Origin of the sequence: Kordiimonas marina (assembly GCF_023006325.1) — a bacterium.
GTDB classification, from domain to species: Bacteria; Pseudomonadota; Alphaproteobacteria; order Sphingomonadales; family Kordiimonadaceae; genus Kordiimonas; species Kordiimonas marina.
In genome coordinates this window covers 30863-51680 of the sequence record NZ_JAINDF010000007.1, presented here as the reverse complement: position 1 = coordinate 51680, position 20818 = coordinate 30863, and the positions used below count along the sequence as shown (strand labels likewise).

Annotated in this window: 18 protein-coding genes; 12 read left to right on the top strand and 6 right to left on the bottom strand. The window is 61.3% G+C overall.

Annotated elements, in window-relative coordinates; all coding sequences use genetic code 11:
• The first annotated feature begins 106 nt into the window (after positions 1–106).
• Together K6118_RS15400 and K6118_RS15395 are read left to right on the top strand one after the other, a co-directional pair.
• On the top strand, positions 107–1006 hold the full coding sequence (locus K6118_RS15400; RefSeq protein WP_247121381.1) for a LysR family transcriptional regulator: 900 nt from the start codon (positions 107–109) through the stop codon (positions 1004–1006).
• Positions 1007–1200: 194 nt separating this feature from the next.
• A complete protein-coding gene (locus tag K6118_RS15395) occupies positions 1201–2187 on the top strand; it encodes a ribonucleotide-diphosphate reductase subunit beta (protein WP_247121380.1) in 987 nt (328 codons plus the stop codon).
• Between the two features lie 67 nt (positions 2188–2254).
• Here the strand turns inward: K6118_RS15395 and K6118_RS15390 are convergent, their stop codons facing one another.
• Positions 2255–3418 (bottom strand): ROK family transcriptional regulator, encoded by a 1164-nt coding sequence (locus K6118_RS15390; RefSeq protein WP_247121379.1) that lies wholly within the window; start codon positions 3416–3418, stop codon positions 2255–2257.
• A 550-nt stretch (positions 3419–3968) separates the two neighbouring features.
• On the opposite strand from K6118_RS15390, the gene K6118_RS15385 reads away from it, so the two are divergent.
• The 6 genes from K6118_RS15385 (at position 3969) to K6118_RS15360 (ending at position 12061) form a co-directional block, all read left to right on the top strand.
• Positions 3969–6446, top strand: coding sequence for a TonB-dependent receptor (locus K6118_RS15385; protein WP_247121378.1), 2478 nt, complete (start codon positions 3969–3971; stop codon positions 6444–6446).
• A 107-nt stretch (positions 6447–6553) separates the two neighbouring features.
• A complete protein-coding gene (locus K6118_RS15380; protein WP_247121377.1) occupies positions 6554–7843 on the top strand; it encodes an MGH1-like glycoside hydrolase domain-containing protein in 1290 nt (429 codons plus the stop codon).
• Positions 7844–7903: 60 nt separating this feature from the next.
• Positions 7904–9493: a sodium:solute symporter family transporter gene (locus K6118_RS15375; RefSeq protein WP_247121376.1), complete on the top strand. Its 1590-nt coding sequence runs from the start codon at positions 7904–7906 to the stop codon at positions 9491–9493.
• A 6-nt stretch (positions 9494–9499) separates the two neighbouring features.
• Entirely contained in the window at positions 9500–10774 is a 1275-nt protein-coding gene (locus K6118_RS15370; RefSeq protein WP_247121375.1) for a glycerate kinase type-2 family protein, read from the top strand.
• Positions 10775–10800: 26 nt separating this feature from the next.
• Positions 10801–11169, top strand: a complete 369-nt coding sequence (locus K6118_RS15365) for a phosphomannose isomerase type II C-terminal cupin domain (protein ID WP_247121374.1) — start codon at positions 10801–10803, stop codon at positions 11167–11169.
• Positions 11162–12061 (top strand): ROK family protein, encoded by a 900-nt coding sequence (locus K6118_RS15360; protein WP_247121373.1) that lies wholly within the window; start codon positions 11162–11164, stop codon positions 12059–12061. The genes K6118_RS15365 and K6118_RS15360 overlap by 8 nt, the downstream gene beginning before the upstream one ends.
• Positions 12062–12189: 128 nt before the next feature.
• On the opposite strand, the gene K6118_RS15355 is transcribed toward K6118_RS15360, so the two are convergent.
• The 3 genes from K6118_RS15355 to secA form a co-directional block, all read right to left on the bottom strand.
• Positions 12190–13080: a hypothetical protein gene (locus tag K6118_RS15355; RefSeq protein WP_247121372.1), complete on the bottom strand. Its 891-nt coding sequence runs from the start codon at positions 13078–13080 to the stop codon at positions 12190–12192.
• Between the two features lie 142 nt (positions 13081–13222).
• Positions 13223–13690 carry a YbaK/EbsC family protein gene (locus K6118_RS15350; RefSeq protein ID WP_247121371.1) on the bottom strand — a complete coding sequence of 156 codons (468 nt, stop codon included), beginning with the start codon at positions 13688–13690 and terminating at the stop codon, positions 13223–13225.
• 15 nt (positions 13691–13705) lie between these two features.
• The gene (gene secA / locus K6118_RS15345; protein ID WP_247121370.1) at positions 13706–16504 is read right to left on the bottom strand and encodes a preprotein translocase subunit SecA; all 2799 of its coding nucleotides are present in this window, start codon (positions 16502–16504) and stop codon (positions 13706–13708) included.
• A 303-nt stretch (positions 16505–16807) separates the two neighbouring features.
• On the opposite strand from secA, the gene argJ reads away from it, so the two are divergent.
• Together argJ and K6118_RS15335 are read left to right on the top strand one after the other, a co-directional pair.
• Positions 16808–18052, top strand: coding sequence for a bifunctional glutamate N-acetyltransferase/amino-acid acetyltransferase ArgJ (gene argJ, locus K6118_RS15340; protein ID WP_247121369.1), 1245 nt, complete (start codon positions 16808–16810; stop codon positions 18050–18052).
• A 162-nt stretch (positions 18053–18214) separates the two neighbouring features.
• On the top strand, positions 18215–18454 hold the full coding sequence (locus K6118_RS15335) for a hypothetical protein (RefSeq protein ID WP_247121368.1): 240 nt from the start codon (positions 18215–18217) through the stop codon (positions 18452–18454).
• A gap of 57 nt (positions 18455–18511) precedes the next feature.
• Here K6118_RS15335 and K6118_RS15330 read toward each other — a convergent pair whose 3' ends face one another.
• Positions 18512–18739, bottom strand: a complete 228-nt coding sequence (locus K6118_RS15330; RefSeq protein ID WP_247121367.1) for a Flp family type IVb pilin — start codon at positions 18737–18739, stop codon at positions 18512–18514.
• A 173-nt stretch (positions 18740–18912) separates the two neighbouring features.
• On the opposite strand from K6118_RS15330, the gene mutT reads away from it, so the two are divergent.
• Both mutT and K6118_RS15320 read left to right on the top strand, forming a co-directional pair.
• Positions 18913–19350: an 8-oxo-dGTP diphosphatase MutT gene (gene mutT / locus K6118_RS15325; protein WP_281500861.1), complete on the top strand. Its 438-nt coding sequence runs from the start codon at positions 18913–18915 to the stop codon at positions 19348–19350.
• On the top strand, positions 19347–19901 hold the full coding sequence (locus tag K6118_RS15320; protein WP_247121365.1) for a nucleotidyltransferase family protein: 555 nt from the start codon (positions 19347–19349) through the stop codon (positions 19899–19901). Before mutT ends, K6118_RS15320 begins: the two co-directional genes overlap by 4 nt.
• Here the strand turns inward: K6118_RS15320 and K6118_RS15315 are convergent.
• The gene (locus K6118_RS15315; protein ID WP_247121364.1) at positions 19898–20728 is read right to left on the bottom strand and encodes a methyltransferase domain-containing protein; all 831 of its coding nucleotides are present in this window, start codon (positions 20726–20728) and stop codon (positions 19898–19900) included. The two genes, K6118_RS15320 and K6118_RS15315, sit on opposite strands and share 4 nt — an antisense overlap.
• Positions 20729–20818 lie beyond the last annotated feature (90 nt).

Below are 20818 nucleotides of genomic sequence, written 5' to 3'. Positions count from 1 at the left end.
TCCTTTCTGGTGAAAGTGGGGGTCTTTGCCCTATGTTAGTAAGGAGAGGGCACGGCGAATGTCTGTGCCTTTTTTGGCAATGCCCGTGATGCGGAAAGTGGAACGGATGAGAAAAGGTATTGATTTCAGGGATATAGCGCTGCTGGTGCGGCTGGCGGAAACCGGCAACCTGACGGCTGCTGCCCGTGCGCTCGACCTGCCGCCTGCGGTGGCGAGCCGGCGGTTGGCGGCGCTCGAACATGCGCTTTCACTTAAGCTTGCCGAGCGCACGAGCCGCAGCACGCGCGTGACCCCGGAAGGCGAAGCGCTCGCGAACACCGCCCGGCAGATGCTGAAGGATTGGGACGCCACCCTCGGTCAGTTCCACCGGGACGAAGGTGCGTTAACTGGCACGGTGCGGGTAAGCGCGCCGCATATGTTCGGGCGGTCGGTGCTCGCGCCCGCGCTCAGCGCTTTTACTAGCCGCTACCCGCTCATCCGCCTTGTGTTCCAATTCTCCGACCAGCCGCTGGACCTGTATGCCGAAGGGCTTGATCTCGTGGTTCGGATCGCCCAGCCATCGGGCAAGGAGGGTGTGGTGCGCAAGCTGGCCGGCAACCACAAGGTCGTGGTGGCATCACCCGATTATCTGGACGCGCGCAGTATCCCGTCTGTTCCTGCCGAGCTGCGTGATCATGATTGCCTGGTGCCCGCGGGTCGGGCCGACTGGTGTTTCGAGGCTGGCGGCGCGCGCGAAACTATAACCGTGTCAGGCCCCATTGAGGTCAATGACGGTGCTTTCATCCGCGATGCTGCCGTTCATGGGGCTGGTCTCGCGCTCAAGTCCTGGTTCGATGTGGCCGATCTTGTGCGGGAGGGCGCGCTTGTGACCGTTTTGGACGGTTATAGTGCAGCCCCCGATCAGGCCATCTGGGCGATCCTGCGGGCGGACCGGGCCGAGGCGCCAGAGGTGCAGGCCTTCCTGGCGTTTTTGGAGGAAGCGGCCGGGTATGGCAGTGCTGTCTGAGGGCGGTTTTGCCCCGTTCAGGCCTAGGCCAGAGAATCCGGGCGCTTGCTCCCTGTCAAGGCAAAAACCTCTACATATTGTGTATAAGGGCGTAGCTCTCCACAAATTGAGGGGGTATAGTGAGCGCCCTTCCGGACGCACACCGGGAGGGAGGGCAACAGATCACATCGTCAAGAGTGGGAGACAGGGTCAGAATGACTGACGTGGAAGAAAACGGTCCGTCCGGACTTCTGGAAGAACGCCATGTTTACAAGCCGTTCCGCTATCCGTGGGCATACGAGGCTTGGCTTATCCAACAGCAGGTTCACTGGCTGCCGGAAGAAGTGCCGCTGGCCGAGGACGTGCGCGACTGGGCCAAGAAGCTGACCGAATCGGAAAAGAACCTGCTGACCCAGATTTTCCGCTTCTTCACCCAGAGCGATATCGAGGTGAACAACTGCTATATGAAGCATTATACCAAGGTGTTCAAACCCACCGAGGTACAGATGATGCTGGCGGCTTTCTCCAACATGGAGACCATCCATATCGCCGCCTATAGCCACCTTCTCGACACGCTTGGGATGCCTGAGGCCGAATATTCCGCCTTCCTCCGCTATAAGGAGATGAAGGACAAATACGACTATATGCAGCAGTTCGGCTCGGACGACCTGAAGTCGGTCGCGCTGACGCTGGCGGTGTTTGGTGCCTTCACCGAGGGGCTGCAGCTGTTCGCCAGCTTCGCCATGCTGCTCAACTTCCCGCGCTTCAACAAGATGAAGGGCATGGGGCAGATCATCAGCTGGTCGGTCCGGGACGAGTCGCTCCACTGCGAATCGATCATCAAGCTCTTCAAGACGCTGATGAGCGAGAACCCGGAACTGTGGGATGACGAGCTTAAATCCCAGATCACCAACGCCTGCTTGACGATTGTCGAGCATGAAGACGCCTTCATCGACCTCGCCTTCGGCATGGGGCCGATCGAGGGGCTGACCGCTGCGGAAGTGAAGCAATATATCCGTTATATCGCCAACCGGCGCCTGCTTCAGCTCGGCCTTGAAGAAGCCTATGACGCGGACAAGAACCCGCTGCCGTGGCTCGACAGCATGCTCAACGCGGTCGAACACACCAACTTCTTCGAAAACCGCGCCACCGAATATTCGAAGGCGGCGACGCGCGGCTCGTGGGATGACGCCTTCAACTAAGGCCACCCAAAATATCTGATCAGGACCGCCGGGTATTTTCCCGGCGGTTTCTTTTTGGACGGGGTGTTTAGATGCCCGAGAAGAAGAAGCGCTTGAACGGCAGCATGGACGCGCCGATCGCGCAGGCATCACCCGGGCTTTCCCCCAGCACGATCCGCGGGAGCGGCCGGGGTTCCGCGCGGCGGTAATGGTCGTACACCTCGACGTGCGGGATGACCTTGCGCGCCAGCTCCTTCGGGATGCGGCCGCCGAGGACGATGGCCTCCGGGTCCAGGATCGCCGCCAGCGCCGAGACGATCAGCGACATGCTGTCCCGGGTGCGGGAAATCCAGTCGTCAACACCGGGCCAGGTGACATCGAAGCGTTCCAGCATGTCGGTCACGCTGTCGACCTCGATGCCGTGGCGGGTGACGATCTGGCGCAGGATTTCAAGGTTCGGGTGCGGGTAGATCTGGCTGGGCAGGATGAGGCCGATCTCACCCGCGTTGCCGTTGCAGCCCCGCAGGAGCTGGTGGTTGGTAATGATGCCGCCACCGATGCCGGTCGCGATGAAGAGATAGGCGAAATTCTGGTAGGTGCGGCCGACGCCGAGCAGGCTTTCGCCGATCGCGGCGGCGTTGCCGTCGTTCTCCACCCAGACCGGCAGGCCCAGATGGCTGTTGAGCACGTCGTCGATTTCGATAAGCGCCCATTCGTCCAGCTGGCGCGGCGTGTTGAAGCGCGCGCCCTTGCCGAAATTATAGCCTGAGATGCCGACCCCGACGCCCAGCACCTTCTTGCGGTCGACCCGGCAGGCGGCGAGGGCTTTCTCGAACAGCACATCCAGTTCTTCCAACACGACGCGCTGCGCCATGCTCGGCATCGCTGTCAGTTCTTCAAACAGGACATTGCCGGCGAAATCCATCAGCACCACGGAAAGCGCGTCCGTCATCATGGCGACGCCGAACGAATAAGCGAAGCCGGGCTCGGCGGCGACGAACATGCTGGGCTGGCCGCGGCGACCTTTGGAGACGCGCTGTTCCTCCCGCAGCATCCCGCGCTCGATCAGCCCTTTGACGAGTCGTGAAACTGTCTGCTGCGGCAGGCCGGATGCCCGGATGATCTCCGGCTGGGTCAGGCCGCCATGGAGCAGGGTGAGGCCCAGGATGGACATCTCCCGTTCCGACGGGATCTGGACGTCATTGTCGGCGAAGAAAGGCGGTGGTGTTCGCAAATTTCGGGTCGTCGGCATGGGCTCTTTCACGGGCTTCTTTGGGGTAAGGGTGGGCGAAACATCAGCCCCGGAACGATGGAACAATCGCAAACCATGACAAAAATCCCATACATATCAGTGCACTAAAAGGCAATTTGCCGCATGGGACAAGGTTTGCGGCACTGTATCATTCCTTGAATCAAATATCATTACCCATTTTATAACCCATAATGGGTTGTAAATTAAGTTTTAATGGATTATACCATCGTCATTCCCCCGCAGGCCATCGGTCGCGGGCGGAATAAAGGGAAGGGATTACAGCGCGTCTTCAAGCCTGCTCATCAGGGGACGTCCTATCGGGGACCATCCGCGACAGCCACCTATTGGGGCTGCCGGAGCCAAGCCGGAGACCTGCTGCACTTAAGCGGCACCACATTCAAGCGGTACCGCGTTGGCCTAAGGCCTGGGAGGGGAATTAGGCGCGACCGTTCGGTCCGCCTGTCATTCATTTTCGTCCCCCGCGCCGGAGGCTGCTCCGAGAGGTCCATGACGCCTGCTTGTGGCCTCTTACTTAGGGAAGGAACATGACATGACGAACTATAAAAAGGTCTTATTGCAGTCCTGTGCGGTGCTTGCGCTTTCCAGCGTGGCCATGAGCGCGGGCGCCTGGGCCGAAGATGCTGCCCCCACTCAGAAAAAACAGGCTGTCGCCGACAAGACGATCGACGAGATCGTCGTCACCGGTACCAGCCGGGCGCGCGCCAACCTTGCGACACCGATGTCGGTTTCGCAGATGGGTGAAGCCAAAATCGCGCGGCTGTCGGCCAGCAGCCAGGCGGATATTCTCCGCACCATTCCGGCCATCAAGGCCGAAGGCGGCGGCGGTGAAGTGGCCGCGAACGTCTTCATCAAGGGCCTGCCGTCGGGTGGCCAGTATAGCTTCACCCCGCTTGAGTATGACGGCATTCCGGTCTTCAGCACCTTCGGCCTCAACAGCTCGGCCTTCGACGTTTATTACAAGAACGACCTGGGGATCGAGCGCCTCGAATTCGTGCGCGGCGGTGTGTCCAACCTGTTCGGTGCAGGCTCGGTCGCCGGGATCATCAACTATATCTCCAAGACCGGGACCGACACCCCCGAAGGCACGATGCAGCTGGAATGGGCCGAAGGCGGCCGCTTCCGTGGTGACTTTGCGGCGTCCGGCCCGCTCGGCGGCCAGAACTCCAACACCTATTACGCCATTTCCGGCTATTACCGCTACGATGAAGGCCCCTTGAAGACCGGGCTGCCGACCGAAGGTTTCCAGCTCCGCGGCAACATCAAGCATGACTTCGCGGACGGCTCCGGCTCGGTCACGCTTTATGGCCAGTGGGTTGACGATAGCGTGCAGTTCTTCCTGCCGTTCCCGCTTGACGGCACCACCCGTGCGCGGCCGACCGGCAATGACGGCAACACCATCATGACGCTGCAGACGGACGCGGCTTCCGGCCTGTCGTACCAGACCCCGAACGGTGTCTACCGCACCCCGATCTCGAACGGCGTGCTGACGCGCGGCGGCTCCTTCTCGGCTGTGCTGGATAAGCATATGGACAATGGCTGGGGCTTGAACGCGAAGATGAAATATGCGCGCTACAGCCACGAGTTCAACCTGTTCCTCGATGGCGACGGTGTCGTGAACCTGCCGGAAACCCAGGCTGGCTTCCTGGCCGCTCGTGGCTATGACGGCTATGCCAGCGCATCCTTCACCGATGCGACATCAGGTCAGGCACTTGGAAGCAATGACCTCCTGTTCGCCAACCGCCTTCTGGACCGGAACCGCCCGGCGACTGACTTCACGGCGGAAGTGAACCTCACCAAGGATGTCTCCACCGACAATTTCAACCATAGCTTCACGCTGGGCGGCTTCTTCGCCCGGGCCAAGGCCGACGACCAGGATGTGCTGACCACCTATCTGGGCCAGTTCCAAAGCCGACCTGACATGGTGAATGTGGTCGTGACCGACAATCAGGGCAATGACCTGACCGTGTCCCAGAACGGTCTGCTGAACGCTGGCGCGGGCTACGGCAACAGCTCCAACAAGGCGACCCGTTACGCGGGATACCTGGCCGACCAGTTCGAGAATGACCGCTGGGTCTTCGACGTTGGTGTACGTGTTGAAAAGATGATCGGTGACATCGCCAAGGAAGGGTCCTCGACCTACCTCGCGAACAGCGACCCGAGCCTCGCCCATGACCTTCAGTATGTGGCCTACGGCAACGGTGCCTATACCCGTGGCCGGGTGGAAACCACCGAGTGGGCTGTCTCCGTCGGTGCCCTGTACCGCATGAGCGATAACCTGAGCCTTTATGCCAACGGCGCGCGGGGATACTTCTTCCCGCAGATCCGCAGTGTCAGCTTCAACGAGTTCGGCCAACCGGCATCCTATAAGGGCGAGATCATCTCCCAGGCTGAAGTCGGCCTGAAATATCGGGATGACCGGTTCGCCGCCACGGTTGACGGCTTCTGGGCTAAGCTCAGCAACCGCCGGAACGTGGACTTCGTGAACGACGGCCAGGGCGGTGTGACCGAGCAGGTCTTCGTCCAGTCGACCCGCACCTTCGGGCTTGAGGGTACGGCGTCCTACAATATCACCAGTGCGTTGCAGGTCAGCGGTAACGTTACGCTGCAGAACCACAAGTTCACCAAGTTCGAAGGCAACGACGCTTACATCGGCAACGAAATGCGCCGTCAGCCGAAGGTCATGGCGAACGCAGGTCTCTATTATGACGACGGCACGCTCGACGGCTCCTTCTATGCCACCTATGTCGGTGACAACTATGCCAACGATTCGAACACGGTGAAGCTGAACGCCTACACCATCGCGCGGCTTGATGCTGGCTACACCTTCCATGTGACAGGCACGCAGACCGCCCGTATCGGCCTCAGCATCTTCAATCTGTTCAACAGCGAAGGCATTACCGAAGGGTCACCCCGTCAGGGCTCCGGCCAGGCGAACGCAGGCGATTATTTCGTCGGCCGTCCGATCCTGCCGCGCCGGGTCTTTGTCCGCATGACCTATAAATTCTAATCCCTCCCCTGGGGCGGGGACAAAGCCGGTGGCTGCGTCCCCGTCCCCCCGTATCATCGATGCCTGCGGGCATCGCGTAATGTTGTAATTTTCAGTTTTGGTGCCCTATGACCGACCGATCCATCCTTGACCGCGCAGCCCAAGACATTCTCCAGGCCAACGACCGGGGCGGCTATACCGTACCGAACGGCCAGGTCTATCCGTTCCAGTGGAACTGGGACTCGGCCTTCACGGCGCTCGGTTTCGCGACCTTTGACCGCGACCGCGCCTGGACAGAAATCGAAACGCTTTTCTCCGCCCAGTGGGATGACGGCTTCATGGCCCATATCGTCTTCTGGCGCGATGATGAAGGCTATTTCCCCGGCCCTGGGGTGTGGGGCACGAACAAGAAGATCGCTACCTCGGGCATCACCCAGCCGCCTGTGGCCGCAAGCGTGGTCCGCTGGCTTTATGAAAGCGCCGTCACGGAAGATGAGAAAGCCCGTGCCGCAGCGCTTTACCCGAAGCTGGCCGCCTGGCACGACTGGTTTGAAGACGTCCGCGACCCGGACAATAAAGGCCTCGTGGTCTCCGTCCACCCGTGGGAAAGCGGGCGCGATAATTCCCCCGAATGGGACGAGCCTGCCGCGGCCGTCGATATCTCCGGCGTTGAGCCTTACGTACGGCGGGACACCAGCCACCTGGACGCCAGCATGCGGCCGACCAAGCTGGATTATGACCGTTATCTCGCCATGGTCCAATATGGTCGGGATTGCGGCTGGGACCATAAGAAGATCGCCACCGAAGGCCCGTTCCGCGTGGTCGATGTCAGCATGACCATGATCCTCATCCGCGCGAACCGTGACCTGCTCGCGCTCGCCGAAGCGCTCGGCCATGATGCCGACGCCGAAAAGCTCCGCGCCCGGATCGCCAACGCCGAAAAAGGCGTTGCCTGGCTGTGGAATGATGAGGTCGGGGCCTATTGCTCGCGCGATATGATCACCGGCAAATCGAGCGGTATGATCACCAGTGCGTCCTTCCTAGGCTTCTATGCTGGTGTCGTTTCGACTTCGCAACGATCCTTGCTGATCGGTCATCTGGAGCGTATCGGGCGCAAGATCAGCTATATGGTGCCGAGCCTCGACCCTGACCATAAGGAGTTCGACCCCATCCGGTACTGGCGCGGGCCGTGCTGGGCCGTGGTGAATTTCCTGGTCGCCACCGGGCTCGCGAACGAAGGCCTGAATGACTGGGCCGAGCGCGTCCGGCTGGACACGGGCGCCCTGATCGAAAAGACTGGCTTCTATGAGGCCTTCTGTCCGGTGACCGGGCGCGGCACCGGCGGCGGGGACTTCACCTGGACCGCGGCCATGTGGCTCCACTGGGCTGGCCGCACGGGTGCTGATCAGGCCCAATAAGGCAAGAGTACTCTGCCCCTCATCCGGGGAGCGGAAAACAGGGTAGGGGGAAGCTGACCCATGAATATGTTCGACTATATGCTGGTCGCGGGCTATCTGATCGCCCTTCTCGGTCTTGGCTACCTGTACCGCGAGCAGGCGAGCCGCGCCGACTATTTCCTCGGCGGTCGCAGCATGGGCTGGTTCCCGCTGGCGCTGTCGACCATGGCGACCCAGCTTTCGGCCATCAGCTTCATCTCCGCCCCGGCGTTCGTCGGTGTGCGCGAAGGCGGCGGCATGATCTGGCTGTCTTACGAGCTAGCGGTGCCGCTGGCGATGATCGCGCTCATGACCATCGTGATGCCGCGGCTTTATAGCGCCGGGTTCGTCAGCATCTATGAATTTCTTGAGGAACGATTCGACAAATATACCCGCTTCCTGATCAGCGTGGTGTTCCAGGTCAGCCGGGCGTTCGGGACCGGCATCACCATCTATGCCGTCGCCCTCATCCTCGAAAGCATGATGGGCATGCCCTTCTGGGTCGCGGTCAGCATCGTCGGTGTGGTCACGGCGGTCTATTCGCTGCAGGGTGGCATGAAGGCGGTGGTTTATGCCGATGCAGCCCAGATGATCATCATCTTCCTCGGCATTTTCCTGTGTGCGGCATACGGCCTCCATGCCCTCGGCGGCGTCGATAATTTCCTCACCCACCTGGATACCTCACGCCTTACCGCCGTGCGCTTCGATTCTTTCGGCTTCAAGGGCGATGAGTTCGGTTTCCTGCCCATGCTGTTCGGCGGGTTCGTGCTTTATGCCTCCTACTATGGCTGCGACCAGACCCAGGCCCAGCGTATCCTGTCGGCCAAGAACAAGACGACCGTCAGCCAGATCCTGCTGGCCAACGGCCTGCTGCGTTTCCCGATGGTGCTGCTTTACTGCGTGATGGGGTTGATCATCGGCACGCTGGCGACCCAGGCACCGGACCTGCCACTCGCCGACTTCATCAAGCAGCCGGACCGCATGATCCCCACCTTCATCGTCACCTACCTGCCGCACGGGGTGATCGGCCTTCTGGTGGTGGCGATCCTGGCGTCCGCCATGTCGTCGCTCAGTTCGGTCATCAACTCGCTGTCCGCCGTGACGATCGAGGATATCGCCAAGCTGGCGGGCGGTGAGCTCAGCGAAAAACAATATGTGTTCTGGTCGCGCTTCTCGGCGCTGGCCTGGTCCGCGCTCATCCTCGTCTTCTCCTTCTTCGGCGGCAGCATCGCTGACACGGTGATTGAGGCGATCAACAAGGTCGGCTCCATGTTCTATGGCCCGATCCTCGGGGTATTCCTCCTCGGCATCCTGTTCAAGAATGTCAGCGCGCGCGGCGCCAATGTTGGGCTTCTCGCCGGGGTCGGCTTCAACTTCTATCTGTGGCTTGAGGCGCCGGAGGTCTTCTGGTTCTGGTGGAACGCCATCGGGCTTGCGGTCACGCTCGTGGTCGCCATCCTCGTGAGTGTCGCGCTTGACCGCCGCAAGGTTACGGTGCCGTTCGGGGATATCCATCCGGGGGCGGTGCAGTGGCGCAGCACAGCCGTGCTTGCGGGCGCCTTCCTCGCGATCCTCGCCACCATCGTCTGGATCGGTGACTGGTTCACCGCTCTTGCGAAAACCGTAGGGTAATCCGTCATGGCGCCCTTAGACGACCATAACGCCCGCATCCTGCTCATGGAACTGTTCGACACCGCCGTGTGCCGGGTTCAGGCGGCGACCTGCCTGCCGTCGCACCTGCGGACGCTGGCGCCTGCAGGCAAAACGCTTGTCCTTGGGGCAGGCAAAGCCGCAGCCGCGATGGCTGCCACGGTTGCCGATACGGTGACCGGCGACATTTCTGGCCTTGTGGTCACGCGCTACGGTCACGGTGTACCCGGCCTGATCCACGGCATTGAGGTGCTGGAGGCCGCGCACCCGGTCCCCGATGACATGAGCCAGCAGGCCGCGCGCCGGATGCTCGCGCTCGCGGGCACGCTAAAGGCCGAAGACAGGCTGATTTTCCTGGCCTCAGGCGGTGGTTCCTCCGTGCTGTCGCTGCCTGCGCCGGGTTTCAGCTTTGCGGAAAAGCAGGCGCTGATGAAGCATCTGCTGCATTCGGGTGCCACGATCAGTGAGATCAACTGCGTACGCAAGCATGTCTCGGCCATCAAGGGCGGGCGCTTGGCTCAGGCCGCGGGCGACGCCGAAGTGGTGACCTATGTCATCTCCGACGTGCCCGGTGATAGTCTCGCCGATGTTGGCTCCGGCCCGACGATTGCCGACGGCACAACGCTTAAGGATGCCAGCGCTATCATCGCCAAATACGGCGCGCCCGAAGGCTCGCCGGTTCTCGAAATCCTTGCTGATCCTGCCAATGAAACGGTCAAGCATGCGCGGGCGGGTTGGCACACCGACCTGGTCGCGTCCGCGGGTGATGCGCTCGCCGCCGCCCGCAACCGGGCCGAGCGTCAAGGCCTCCGGGTCATCGACCTGGGGCCGGACCTTGAAGGCATGGCGGCAGACCTCGGCCGTGCCCACGCCCGCATGGCGCTGGAGGCGCAGGCCAGTGGCCTGCCGACGCTGATCCTGTCGGGCGGGGAAACCACCGTGGAAGTCCGCAACCCGGACGGCTGCGGCGGCCGCAACATGGAATATGCCCTCGGTCTCGCCTGTGCCTTGAAGGGCGCTGAGGGTATCCACGCGCTCGCGTGCGACACCGATGGTATCGACGGCAGTGAGGATGCGGCGGGCGCTTACGTCAGCCCCAGCACACTCGCCCGAGCCGATGAGATGGGGCTGAGCGCCGAGGATCATCTGAAGGAAAATCGCAGCTACGCCTTCTTTAAGGCGCTGGGTGACCTGGTCGTCACCGGCCCCACGCGCACCAACGTCAATGATTTCAGGGCCATCCTCGTCCGGCCGGTACAGTAAGCATTAGGAACACGGGAACAGACGCCATGACACAGGTAAATGAGTATCATGCAGGTGACAGCGACAAGCGCCCCTGGGGCAGCTGGGCGGTTACGGCGGCGGGGGACGGCTATGCGGTCAAGCAGATCGAAGTCGCGCCCGGGCATACCCTGTCCCTCCAGAAGCATGAACACCGGGCCGAGCATTGGGTGATCGTGCAGGGCACCGCGGAGGTAACCGTGGACGGCCAAGTCTCCCGCCTAGGTGCCAAGGATGCCGTCTATATCCCGCAGGAAGCCGTGCACCGGATCGCCAATGTCGGTGACGACATGCTCGTCTTCATCGAGGTGCAGGTGGGGGATGAGCTCCGCGAATCGGACATCGAACGCCTTGAAGACCAGTATGGCCGTGAGTGAGCCTAAGCTGTTCGGTGCGGTCGAAGGCGGCGGCACCAAGTTTGTTTGCGCCTTATGCACCGAGGATGGTTCTGTCCTTGAGGAAGCGACGTTCCCGACCGAAGCGCCAGACAGGACGCTGGGGGCGGTTGCCGGGTTCTTCCGGGACCACGCGGCCACACGGCCGCTCACGGCGCTTGGGGTTGGGTGTTTCGGCCCTGTGGACCTCAATAAAGAGTCTCCGACCTGGGGGCATATCACCGCGACGCCAAAACCGGGCTGGAGCGGCACGTCTGTGGCACGCCCCCTCATCGATGCGCTCGACTGTCCTGTCCTGTTCGACACGGACGTGAATTGCGCGCTATTGGGCGAGGCGGCGCTTGGCGCCGGCAAGGGCCTTAGGGATATCGCCTATGTCACCATCGGCACCGGCATCGGCGGCAGCGTGATGGCAGGGGGGCACATTGTCCACGGGGCCATGCACCCGGAACTTGGCCATATGCTCGTCCCCCGGCACACGGAGGATATGGCTTTCGACGGGAGCTGCCGCTTCCACGGTGGGGCCTGCCTGGAAGGCCTTGCAGCGGGTCCCGCCCTTGCGGCCCGGTGGGGGACGCCTGGCCAATTGCTGCCGCCTGAGCATCCCGCGTGGGGAATAGAAGCCGACTATCTCGCCACCCTGTGCGCGACCCTGTCACTTATCCTGTCGCCCGAGCGGATCATCCTCGGCGGTGGGGTGATGCAGCAGGACCATCTGTTTCCGCGGGTCCGCACGGCGCTTAAGGAAAAGCTTGCGGGCTATCTGCCGCACCTGCAAACGGCCGCAGATTTCGAGACCTATGTCGTGCCGCCCGCCCTTGGCCAGCGGGCAGGCATCCTCGGTGCCTGGAAGCTGGCGGTGCACGCGCTCTAGGCGTATCTCCGACAAAAAGACGCCCGGTGGGCCATGCCGCGCCGGGCGCTTGAGGGCCAGCTTATCCTTGGGGAGGCTGGTGGGGCCGGTGTCCCGCCCGCGAGGATGGGCAGGCACCGGTTAGCGAATTAGCGGTGACGGCGATGATGCCGGTCTTCCCAGCGGTCGTACCAGTCATCGCGGTCGGCATGTTGCCAGCGGACAACCCAGCCTGGACGGTTCTGGTAGCGCCAGTACCGGCCCGGACGCAGCTCGACCTGGTAGCGGACAGCACCGGCGAGCCCGTCATAATATTGGTCGCTCAGCTGGCGGACCTTCCCGGCCAGCATATTACCGAGATCACGGGCGGCAGCCTCCCGGATTTGATGGGCAACAGCGACACGGTACCGTTGGCCGCCTTTCGACAGGAGGTCCCGCACCCTTTCGTTTGGGGCGTGGCTGGTTTCGATAAAGCCGCAATTGGTTGTGGCCTTGAGGTGCGTGGCATAGCTGTAGCCATGGTTGGTGCCAAGCCGGACCTGGTCGATATCGCGGCCGAAATGGCGCATCCGGATTTCCAGATTGTAATGGGCCATGGCACGGCCTTCTTCATGGGTCCGGGTGTAATAAGCCTGGTCGAAGCGGTGGCAGCGGCCGCGGACATAGTGGGCGCGCCTGTTGTAAGGCTCAACCAACCGGTCCCGGTCCGTGACACGGAAGTCCAGGTCATAGTCTGTCTGGTCGGCGACAATCATCAGGTCGGATTTATAGGGCCTGTCAACCAGCCGCACATAGGGCGGCAACTGGCGGGTCAGGGTATCGAGCGCGATCCGGTCGAAGTGGATATCTTCACCGCGGCGCGTATCGGTGTCGACCGCGACATAGACCCGGATCGGATGCTGGGCGCGGAAAGCAGGGCCGTCATAGGGGATAGGCCGGGCCGCGACGACCACGTCTGCGGTTGCTGCCTGGCTGCCAAGGCCGCCAAGGGCGAGGGCAAGCCCGGTGATGGTGCTTCTTATCGCTGTGTTGGTGCTCATAACTGTCCTCCTCCGTCGCTTTGCTGTCGTTGGTGATTACACCTTATGGAGGGGCACGTTACACAAGCCTGATAGGCCCGTTAATATCCTATTCAGCGGGCGGACGCATTTTCGCCATGCTTTATTTTGGTGGGGCCGCCGGTCAGCTTTTCAGGTTGGCGCGGACGGCGCCTGCTGCGGCCATCAAGGCCGTGGGGTCGGTTTTGAAGACACAGTGCGGATGCCCGGCGGCGGCCCAGATTTCCGCGAACCGGAACAGGTCCTCATCGAAGAAAACGCGGAGCTTTTCACTGTGGCCGAGGGGCGGTATACCGCCGATGGCGTAGCCCGTGCGGGCGCGGACGAAATCGGCATCGGCCTTGCCCACGGGCTCCCCGATCAGGGCTTCCAGTTTTTTGGTATCGAGCCGGTTATCGCCCGAGACGATGGCGAGGATGGGCGCGTCTGTGGCCTTCGCGCGGAAGATCAGGGATTTGGCGATCTGGCCGAGGGTGCAGCCGACGGCTGAAGCGGCTTCAGCCGCCGTGCGGGTACTATCCGGCATCTTTTCGACCCGGGCCTTTAGCCCGGCGTCATCAAGTGCTTTCTGTACCCGTTCCGGCCCGGTCATCTGCGGGGGAGGGCCTCAAAGGGCCCCGTGGCAATGTTTGAATTTCTTGCCGGAGCCGCACGGGCACGGGTCATTGCGGCCGACGCCCGAGAAGGGGTTGGTGGCCTGTGCCGCCAACAGGGCGCCATGCTGGGATGAGGCCATGTCGCCGTGGCAATGCTTGTATTTCTTGCCAGACCCACACGGGCAGGGCGCATTCCTCGGAACATTGCCCCAGCTTGAGGTGTCGTTCGGGTCGATCCCGGCTTCGTTCTCGCCGGTCGTCGGGTCGATATGCTGCTCAATGATCGCATCCGGCGCTTTCGGTGCCAGGTCATCCGGATCGATCTCGGTCTGGAGCTCAACGCGGCTCAGGAGCTGCACAATGCTTTCGCGCGTGTGGTACAGCATCGCTTCGAAGAGCGAAAAAGCCTCGGTTTTATATTCATTGAGCGGGTCGCGCTGGCCGTAAGCCCTGAGACCCACGCTCTGGCGCAGATGGTCCAGATACTGGAGGTGATCCTTCCATTCCTGGTCCACCACCTGCAGAAGGAAGTTCTTCTCGATGTGATCCCAGAAGTCGGGGCCATAGCGCAGGCGTTTTTCCTCCGCGAGGGCATTGACGCTTTCTTCCAGCCGCTCAAGAAAGCCGGTATCGTCCACGCCTTCTTCGTCAGCCCATTCCTGGACCGGCAGGTCGATGCCGAAGACGCGACGGATATCCTCGCCGAGGCCTTCGATATCCCACTGTTCAGGGTAGGATTTCGGCGGAATGCGGGTCTCGATGATATGGGCAGCCACGTCGGCACGCATGTCGGCGATGGTTTCATGGACATTGTCCGAATCCATGATTTCGCGGCGCTGTTCGTAGATAACCCGGCGCTGGTCGTTCATGACATCGTCGAACTTGACCAGGTTTTTCCGGATATCATAGTTGCGCGCTTCCACCTTCTGCTGGGCCTTTTCGATGGCCTTGTTGATCCAGGGGTGGATGATGGCTTCGCCTTCTTCGATGCCGAGGCGGACAAGCATGCTGTCCATGCGCTCAGGCCCGAAGATGCGCATCAGGTCATCCTGAAGCGACAGGAAGAATTTCGACCGGCCCGGGTCACCCTGACGGCCGGAACGGCCCCGGAGCTGGTTGTCAATACGGCGGCTTTCGTGGCGTTCGGTCGCCATGATATACAGGCCGCCCGCGTCGATAACCTTCTGCTTTTCGACCTTGACCTCGGCCTTGATGCGCTCGATCATTTCAGCGCGCTTGGCTTCGTCCTCGATGCCCGCGCATTCTGCCTCGATCCGCATCTCGACGTTACCGCCGAGCTGGATGTCGGTCCCACGGCCCGCCATGTTGGTGGCGATGGTGACAGCGCCAAGACGGCCGGCCTGCGCCACGATATAGGCTTCCTGCTCGTGGTGGCGGGCGTTCAGCACCTGGTGCTTGATCTTCTTCTTCTTGAGAAACTCGGACAGCACTTCGGATTTTTCGATCGAGACGGTACCGACGAGGACCGGCTGGCCCTTCTTGGCGGCTTCTTCGATCTCGACGAGGATGGCGTCGAATTTTTCCTTGGCCGTCCGATAGAATTCGTCATGTTCGTCGATACGGGCGATCGGCAGGTTGGTCGGGATTTCGACCACGCCGAGGCTGTAGATATCGCCGAATTCCTCGGCTTCGGTGAGCGCCGTACCGGTCATGCCCGCAAGTTTCGGATACATGCGGAAATAATTCTGGAAGGTGATGGACGCCAGCGTCTGGTTTTCCGGCTGGATTTCCACGCCTTCCTTGGCTTCAAGCGCCTGGTGCAGCCCGCCGGAATAGCGGCGGCCTTCCATCATCCGGCCGGTAAATTCATCGATGATGATGACCCGGTTGTCCTTGACGATATAGTCGATATCGCGCGTGAACATGGTGTGGGCCTTCAGGGCCTGGTCCACATGGTGCACGATCGCGGTATTCTCATAGTCGTACAGGTTGCCGGATTTCATAAGGCCGGCTTCCTGGAGAAGCTGTTCGACATGCTCGGTGCCGTCCTCGGTCAGCGAGACGGTCTTCTGCTTCTCGTCCTTTTCGTAATCTTCTTCCGCGAGCTGGGCGATGATGGCGTCGAGGGAGATATAAAGTTCGGATTTGTCTTCGGTCGGGCCGGAAATGATGAGCGGGGTCCGGGCTTCATCCACGAGAATCGAATCGACCTCATCGATGATGGCATAGTTGAACGGCCGCTGGACCATTTCGTCCGAGCTGTATTTGCTGCTGTTGTCGCGCAGGTAATCGAAGCCGAGTTCGTTGTTAGTGGCGTAGGTAATATCGCAGGCATAGGCCTCGCGGCGTTCCTCGTCCGTCTTGCCGGGGACGATGATGCCGGTGGTCAGGCCGAGGAAGCTGTAAACCTGGCTCATCCATTCGGCGTCGCGGCTGGCGAGATAGTCGTTCACGGTGACGACATGGACGCCTTTGCCCGGCAGCGCGTTCAGATAAACGGCGAGGGTTGCGACAAGCGTTTTACCTTCACCTGTCTTCATCTCGGCGATCGAGCTGTCATTGAGGACCATGCCGCCGATAAGCTGGACGTCATAGTGACGCATCCCCAGCGTCCGCTTGGACGCTTCGCGGACGGTCGCGAAGGCTTCAACAAGCAGGTCGTCAAGCTTGGCGCCTTCGGCAAGCCTGTCCCGGAATTCCTGGGTCTTGGCCTTGAGGGCGTCGTCGCTCAGCTTTTCGAATTCGGGTTCGAGCGCATTGATAGCCGCCACTTTTGGCTTCAGCTTCGTCAGATAGCGTTCGTTGGCGGATCCGAAGATCTTCTTGGCGAGTGTATTAAATCCCAGCATATTTATCTGGCCCTGCCCTTTTCCATCAGTCCGACGGACCAGGCGTTCCATGATCCCAACGGGCAAGATGTACATATACATTATTATGCGGCGCACCACGGCTGGAGCGCGCAAGGTTCAGGCACAGATAAGTACAGGTCACCCGTCTGTCAACAGCCGTGACGGGAAGCTACCCGTAAATTAACAGAGACTTCATGAATAATTCGGTCCGGAATGAGGGCGAAATATGCGGGCATTTCTTGATGCGGGCCCCACTTCACGGCAATATGGCCGCCACAAATATATAAATCAGGTAGATGTCCGATGGTTGAAATTAAAGTGTCTCCGCTTGCTCCTGCAGGTTTCCCCAATCTCCTGCCCGTCCCGGGTGTCGAAATGGGTGCGGTTTATGCGGGGTTCCGAAAACGCGAACGCCCGGATCTCCTGATGGCGGTGATGGCTGAAGGCTCGGTCTCCGCCGGAACCTTCACCCGCACCAAGGCACCGGCCGCCCCGGTGGACTGGTCGAAAAGCGCCCTCGAGGAAACCGGCGGCAAGGCGCGGGCGATTGTCGTCAATGCCGGTAACGCCAATGCCTTTACCGGTGAGCGCGGCATGAAAGCGGCGGTCAAGGCGGCGGATGCGGCTGCCAAGGTTGTCGGCTGCGAGCCGATCGAGGTTCTCCTGGCGTCCACCGGCGTGATCGGTGTGCCGCTCAATGGCGACCTGTTCGAAAAACCGCTGGCGCGTATCCATGCCGGGCTGTCCGGCGCCCTGTGGCGGGATGCCGCCAACGCGATCATGACCACCGATACCTACCCCAAAGGCGCCTGCCGGGTCACCCATATCGACGGCAAGACGGTGGTTATCTCCGGCATCGCCAAAGGCTCGGGCATGATCGCCCCCGATATGGCCACCATGCTCGGCTTTGTCTTTACCAATGCGGCGCTCACCTATGGCTGCCTGCAGAAACTGCTGCGCGACAGTGTCGATGTCAGCTTCAACAGCATCACGGTCGACGGCGATACCTCGACGAACGATAGCGTGTTCGCGGTCGCGACCGGCACGGGCATGGGGCATGATCCGATCGGAGACCCCAATGATCCGCGGCTCGATGATTTCAAGGTCAAGTTCCGGGAGGTGCTGACCGAGCTCGCCCACCTGATCGTCCGGGACGGTGAGGGCGCGACTAAGTTCGTCACCGTTACCATCGAGGGGGCGGAAAGTGACAAGGCCGCACACCGTATTGCTATGTCGGTTGCCAACAGCCCGCTGGTTAAAACCGCGATTGCGGGCGAGGACGCCAACTGGGGCCGTCTGGTGATGGCGGTTGGCAAGGCTGGCGAGAAGGCTGAGCGCGACAAGCTGCAAATCTGGATCGGTGGCCAGCCGGTGGCTGCCAAAGGGGCTGTGCTGCCTTCCTACAGCGAGGAAAAGGCCACCGAGCATATGAAGGGCCAGATGATCGATCTGCGCGTGGATGTGGGCGTTGGCGAGGGCCGGGCCACCGTCTGGACCTGTGACCTGACCTACGACTATATCCGCATCAATGCCGACTATCGCAGCTAGGCGGAAATTTCCCAGATAAGGGAGAAAGGGGAAGCTTCTGCCTTCCCCTTTTTTGTTATTCATTGCGTAATTTATTGATATTTAAGGAAAAAATATCTGGCACAGGACTTGAATAATCTCCGGTGGGGGTAACCCACTGTTAAAAAGTGCCGGAGAGAGACCATGCCGAATATCAACCTCGATCTGCAGCTCAAGTTCCTCAATGAACTTGAAGACGCATTGAAGGACGCGCTTAACCGCTATAGCGACGACAGCGATGAAAAGCTGGCTGAGTTGAAATATATGCAGCGGGAAGTGTTGCGGGCGCGCCGGATCATCGCGGACCGGGCAACGACGACCGAAAAGCGGGAACGCCGCCGGGCCGTCCAGCACGATGCAGGGCTTCGCGAAGCCGCCGTATAAGCCTTGATGGGGCCGTACGCGGCCCCAGGCTTCTTACGTTCTGACCGCCGAAGAGAATCAGTTGTTCGGCATGGCCGCCACGACTTCATTCGTGCGTCCTGAGATCATGCCATACATCTGGTTCACCAGGTCGCCGAGACCGCCGACGGTGGAGATGAGTCCGATGGCGATCAACGCGATGATCAAGCCGTATTCTATGGCTGTCGCGCCGGAACGGTCGTTGAAGAGAGACCGCCATTCCAAGGCCAATCGGCTTATGGTTCTGCTACTCAATTCCAAGATCATTTCTTCACGCCTCTTTTATCCACGCTGCCCTGCGCTCGGTTCCATGCTCTCTATGCTTAAGCGTCCTGTCGCGGACACTTATAGCCCTGTTCAGTCTCAGCCTCGGCGGCAAAGCTAAACAAGTTGTTAAAGCTTGAATTTGCTTAAAACTGCCGCTACCCCTTGGCGCCATGATGGATTGCCCAGAACCCAATGTGAAAGTGGATGCCTGCCTCAAGACCGTTCTTGTCGCCGCGATTGCGCTCATCGATATCGAAGGCCGCGTGCTGATCGCCGAACGGCCGGAAGGCAAGTCCATGGCTGGCCTGTGGGAGTTCCCGGGCGGCAAGGTCGAGGCAGGCGAAATCCCCGAGGCCGCGCTCATCCGTGAATGCAAGGAAGAGCTGGGGATCGACATCACTGCCGCGTGCCTGGCGCCGTTTGCCTTTGCGTCCCATTCGTACGAGACATTCCATCTCCTGATGCCGCTCTACCTGTGCCGCAAGTGGGAAGGGTTGGTGCAGGGCCTTGAAGGCCAGCGTACCAAGTGGGTCCGGATTACAGACCTGGGTGATTATCCCATGCCGCCCGCCGATGAGCCGCTCGTCGCCATGCTCCGGGATTTCTTTTGAGCGCGGCTGCGCTGATATCTTTCATCCTCACTGACCCCGATGCCGTGCGCGCGCTTGAAGCCGTGCGTGACCATGGCCCCGCGCACGCCTATATTGCCGCGGGCTTCATCCGCAATCGGGTGTGGGACAGCCTTTACGACCCGCAGCCCGTTGCAGCCGAAAGCGATGTCGATGTGGTCTATTTTGATGCCGGTGCGGCTGATCCGATAGCAGATGAGCAGGCCTATGAAGCCGCGCTCGCCAATATTCTGCTGGCACCCTGGCAGGTCAGGAACCAGGCGCGGATGCATGACCGTGCGGGCGACCCGCCCTATAGCGGCCTTTCTGACGCCCTCAGCCGCTGGCCGGAAACCGCGACAGCGGTTGCGGTTCGCCTGAACGGGCAGGGTGGTCTCGATGTGGTCGCCCCCTTCGGTCTCGACGACCTGATGGAACATGTCCTCCGGCCCAGTCAGGCGATTCTCGCGTGCGACCCGGGTGTTTTCGAATCCCGATTCGTGGACAAGGGATGGCGTGACCGATGGCCGCGCCTCAGGGTCATACGGCCCTAGGGCTTCTTGGGCGTGCCAGGCTTGAGGGCGTCAGCGAGGCTCATGGTCGCGCTGCCGCGTTTGGCGGGTTTCTGCTGGCTTTCGTGCGGGTGCCAGCCGGTCATATAGAGCACCTGGAAGGTGGCGGGGATACGGCCGTCATCGCCCGCGAACTCAGCCATGTAAATCTCGCACGCCCGCATCAGCACATCGCGGCGCAAGGATTTGCGGCTGCGGTCCATCAGCGCGTTGGTCTCCCCCATCGCGCGCAGGTCCTGCATCAGCTTGAGTGGATGCGCGTAGGTCACCGTGATGGTGTCCATGTCGGCGACTGGCAGGGCGAAGCCCGCGCGCTGGAGCAGGGCGCCGAGGTCCCGCACATCGGCAAACGGGCTGATACGGGCGTTGGCGCCGCCGGTAATTTCGGCTTCGGCAGCAATCAGCGCGTGGCGTAGTTCGTGAAGCGTCTCGCCGCCGAACAGCGCGGCCAGGAACAGTCCGTCCGGCCGGAGGGCGCGGTTGGCCTGCACCAGAAGACCCGGTAGGTCGTTGACCCAGTGAAGGCACAGGTTGGAGACGATCAGGTCATGGGACCCGGCTTCCATGTCCAGCACCGGTTCGGTCACCGCGACGGCGGCGGCCTTCACGCTGCTGTGGGGCGCGAAATTGCCGCCGAGGTCAGCCGCGGCTTCGAAGCTGCGGTTGATGTCCAGCAGCCTGTCCTCAAGCCGGGCGGCGACTTCGGCGCGCAGGAATTCACCCTCCGTGCCGAGCGCATGGCCGCGGGCCACCGCCTTCGCGTGGGCGGCTGCGTCGAACAGGATCATGGCATCGGTCGTATCGGTCATGGCCGCTTCCATACAGGAGCGTTCCCCCCTCGGCAATAGCTTTCGGCTGGCCGTGCAGGGTGGCCGCTGGTAGGCTCAGGCCATGCATGA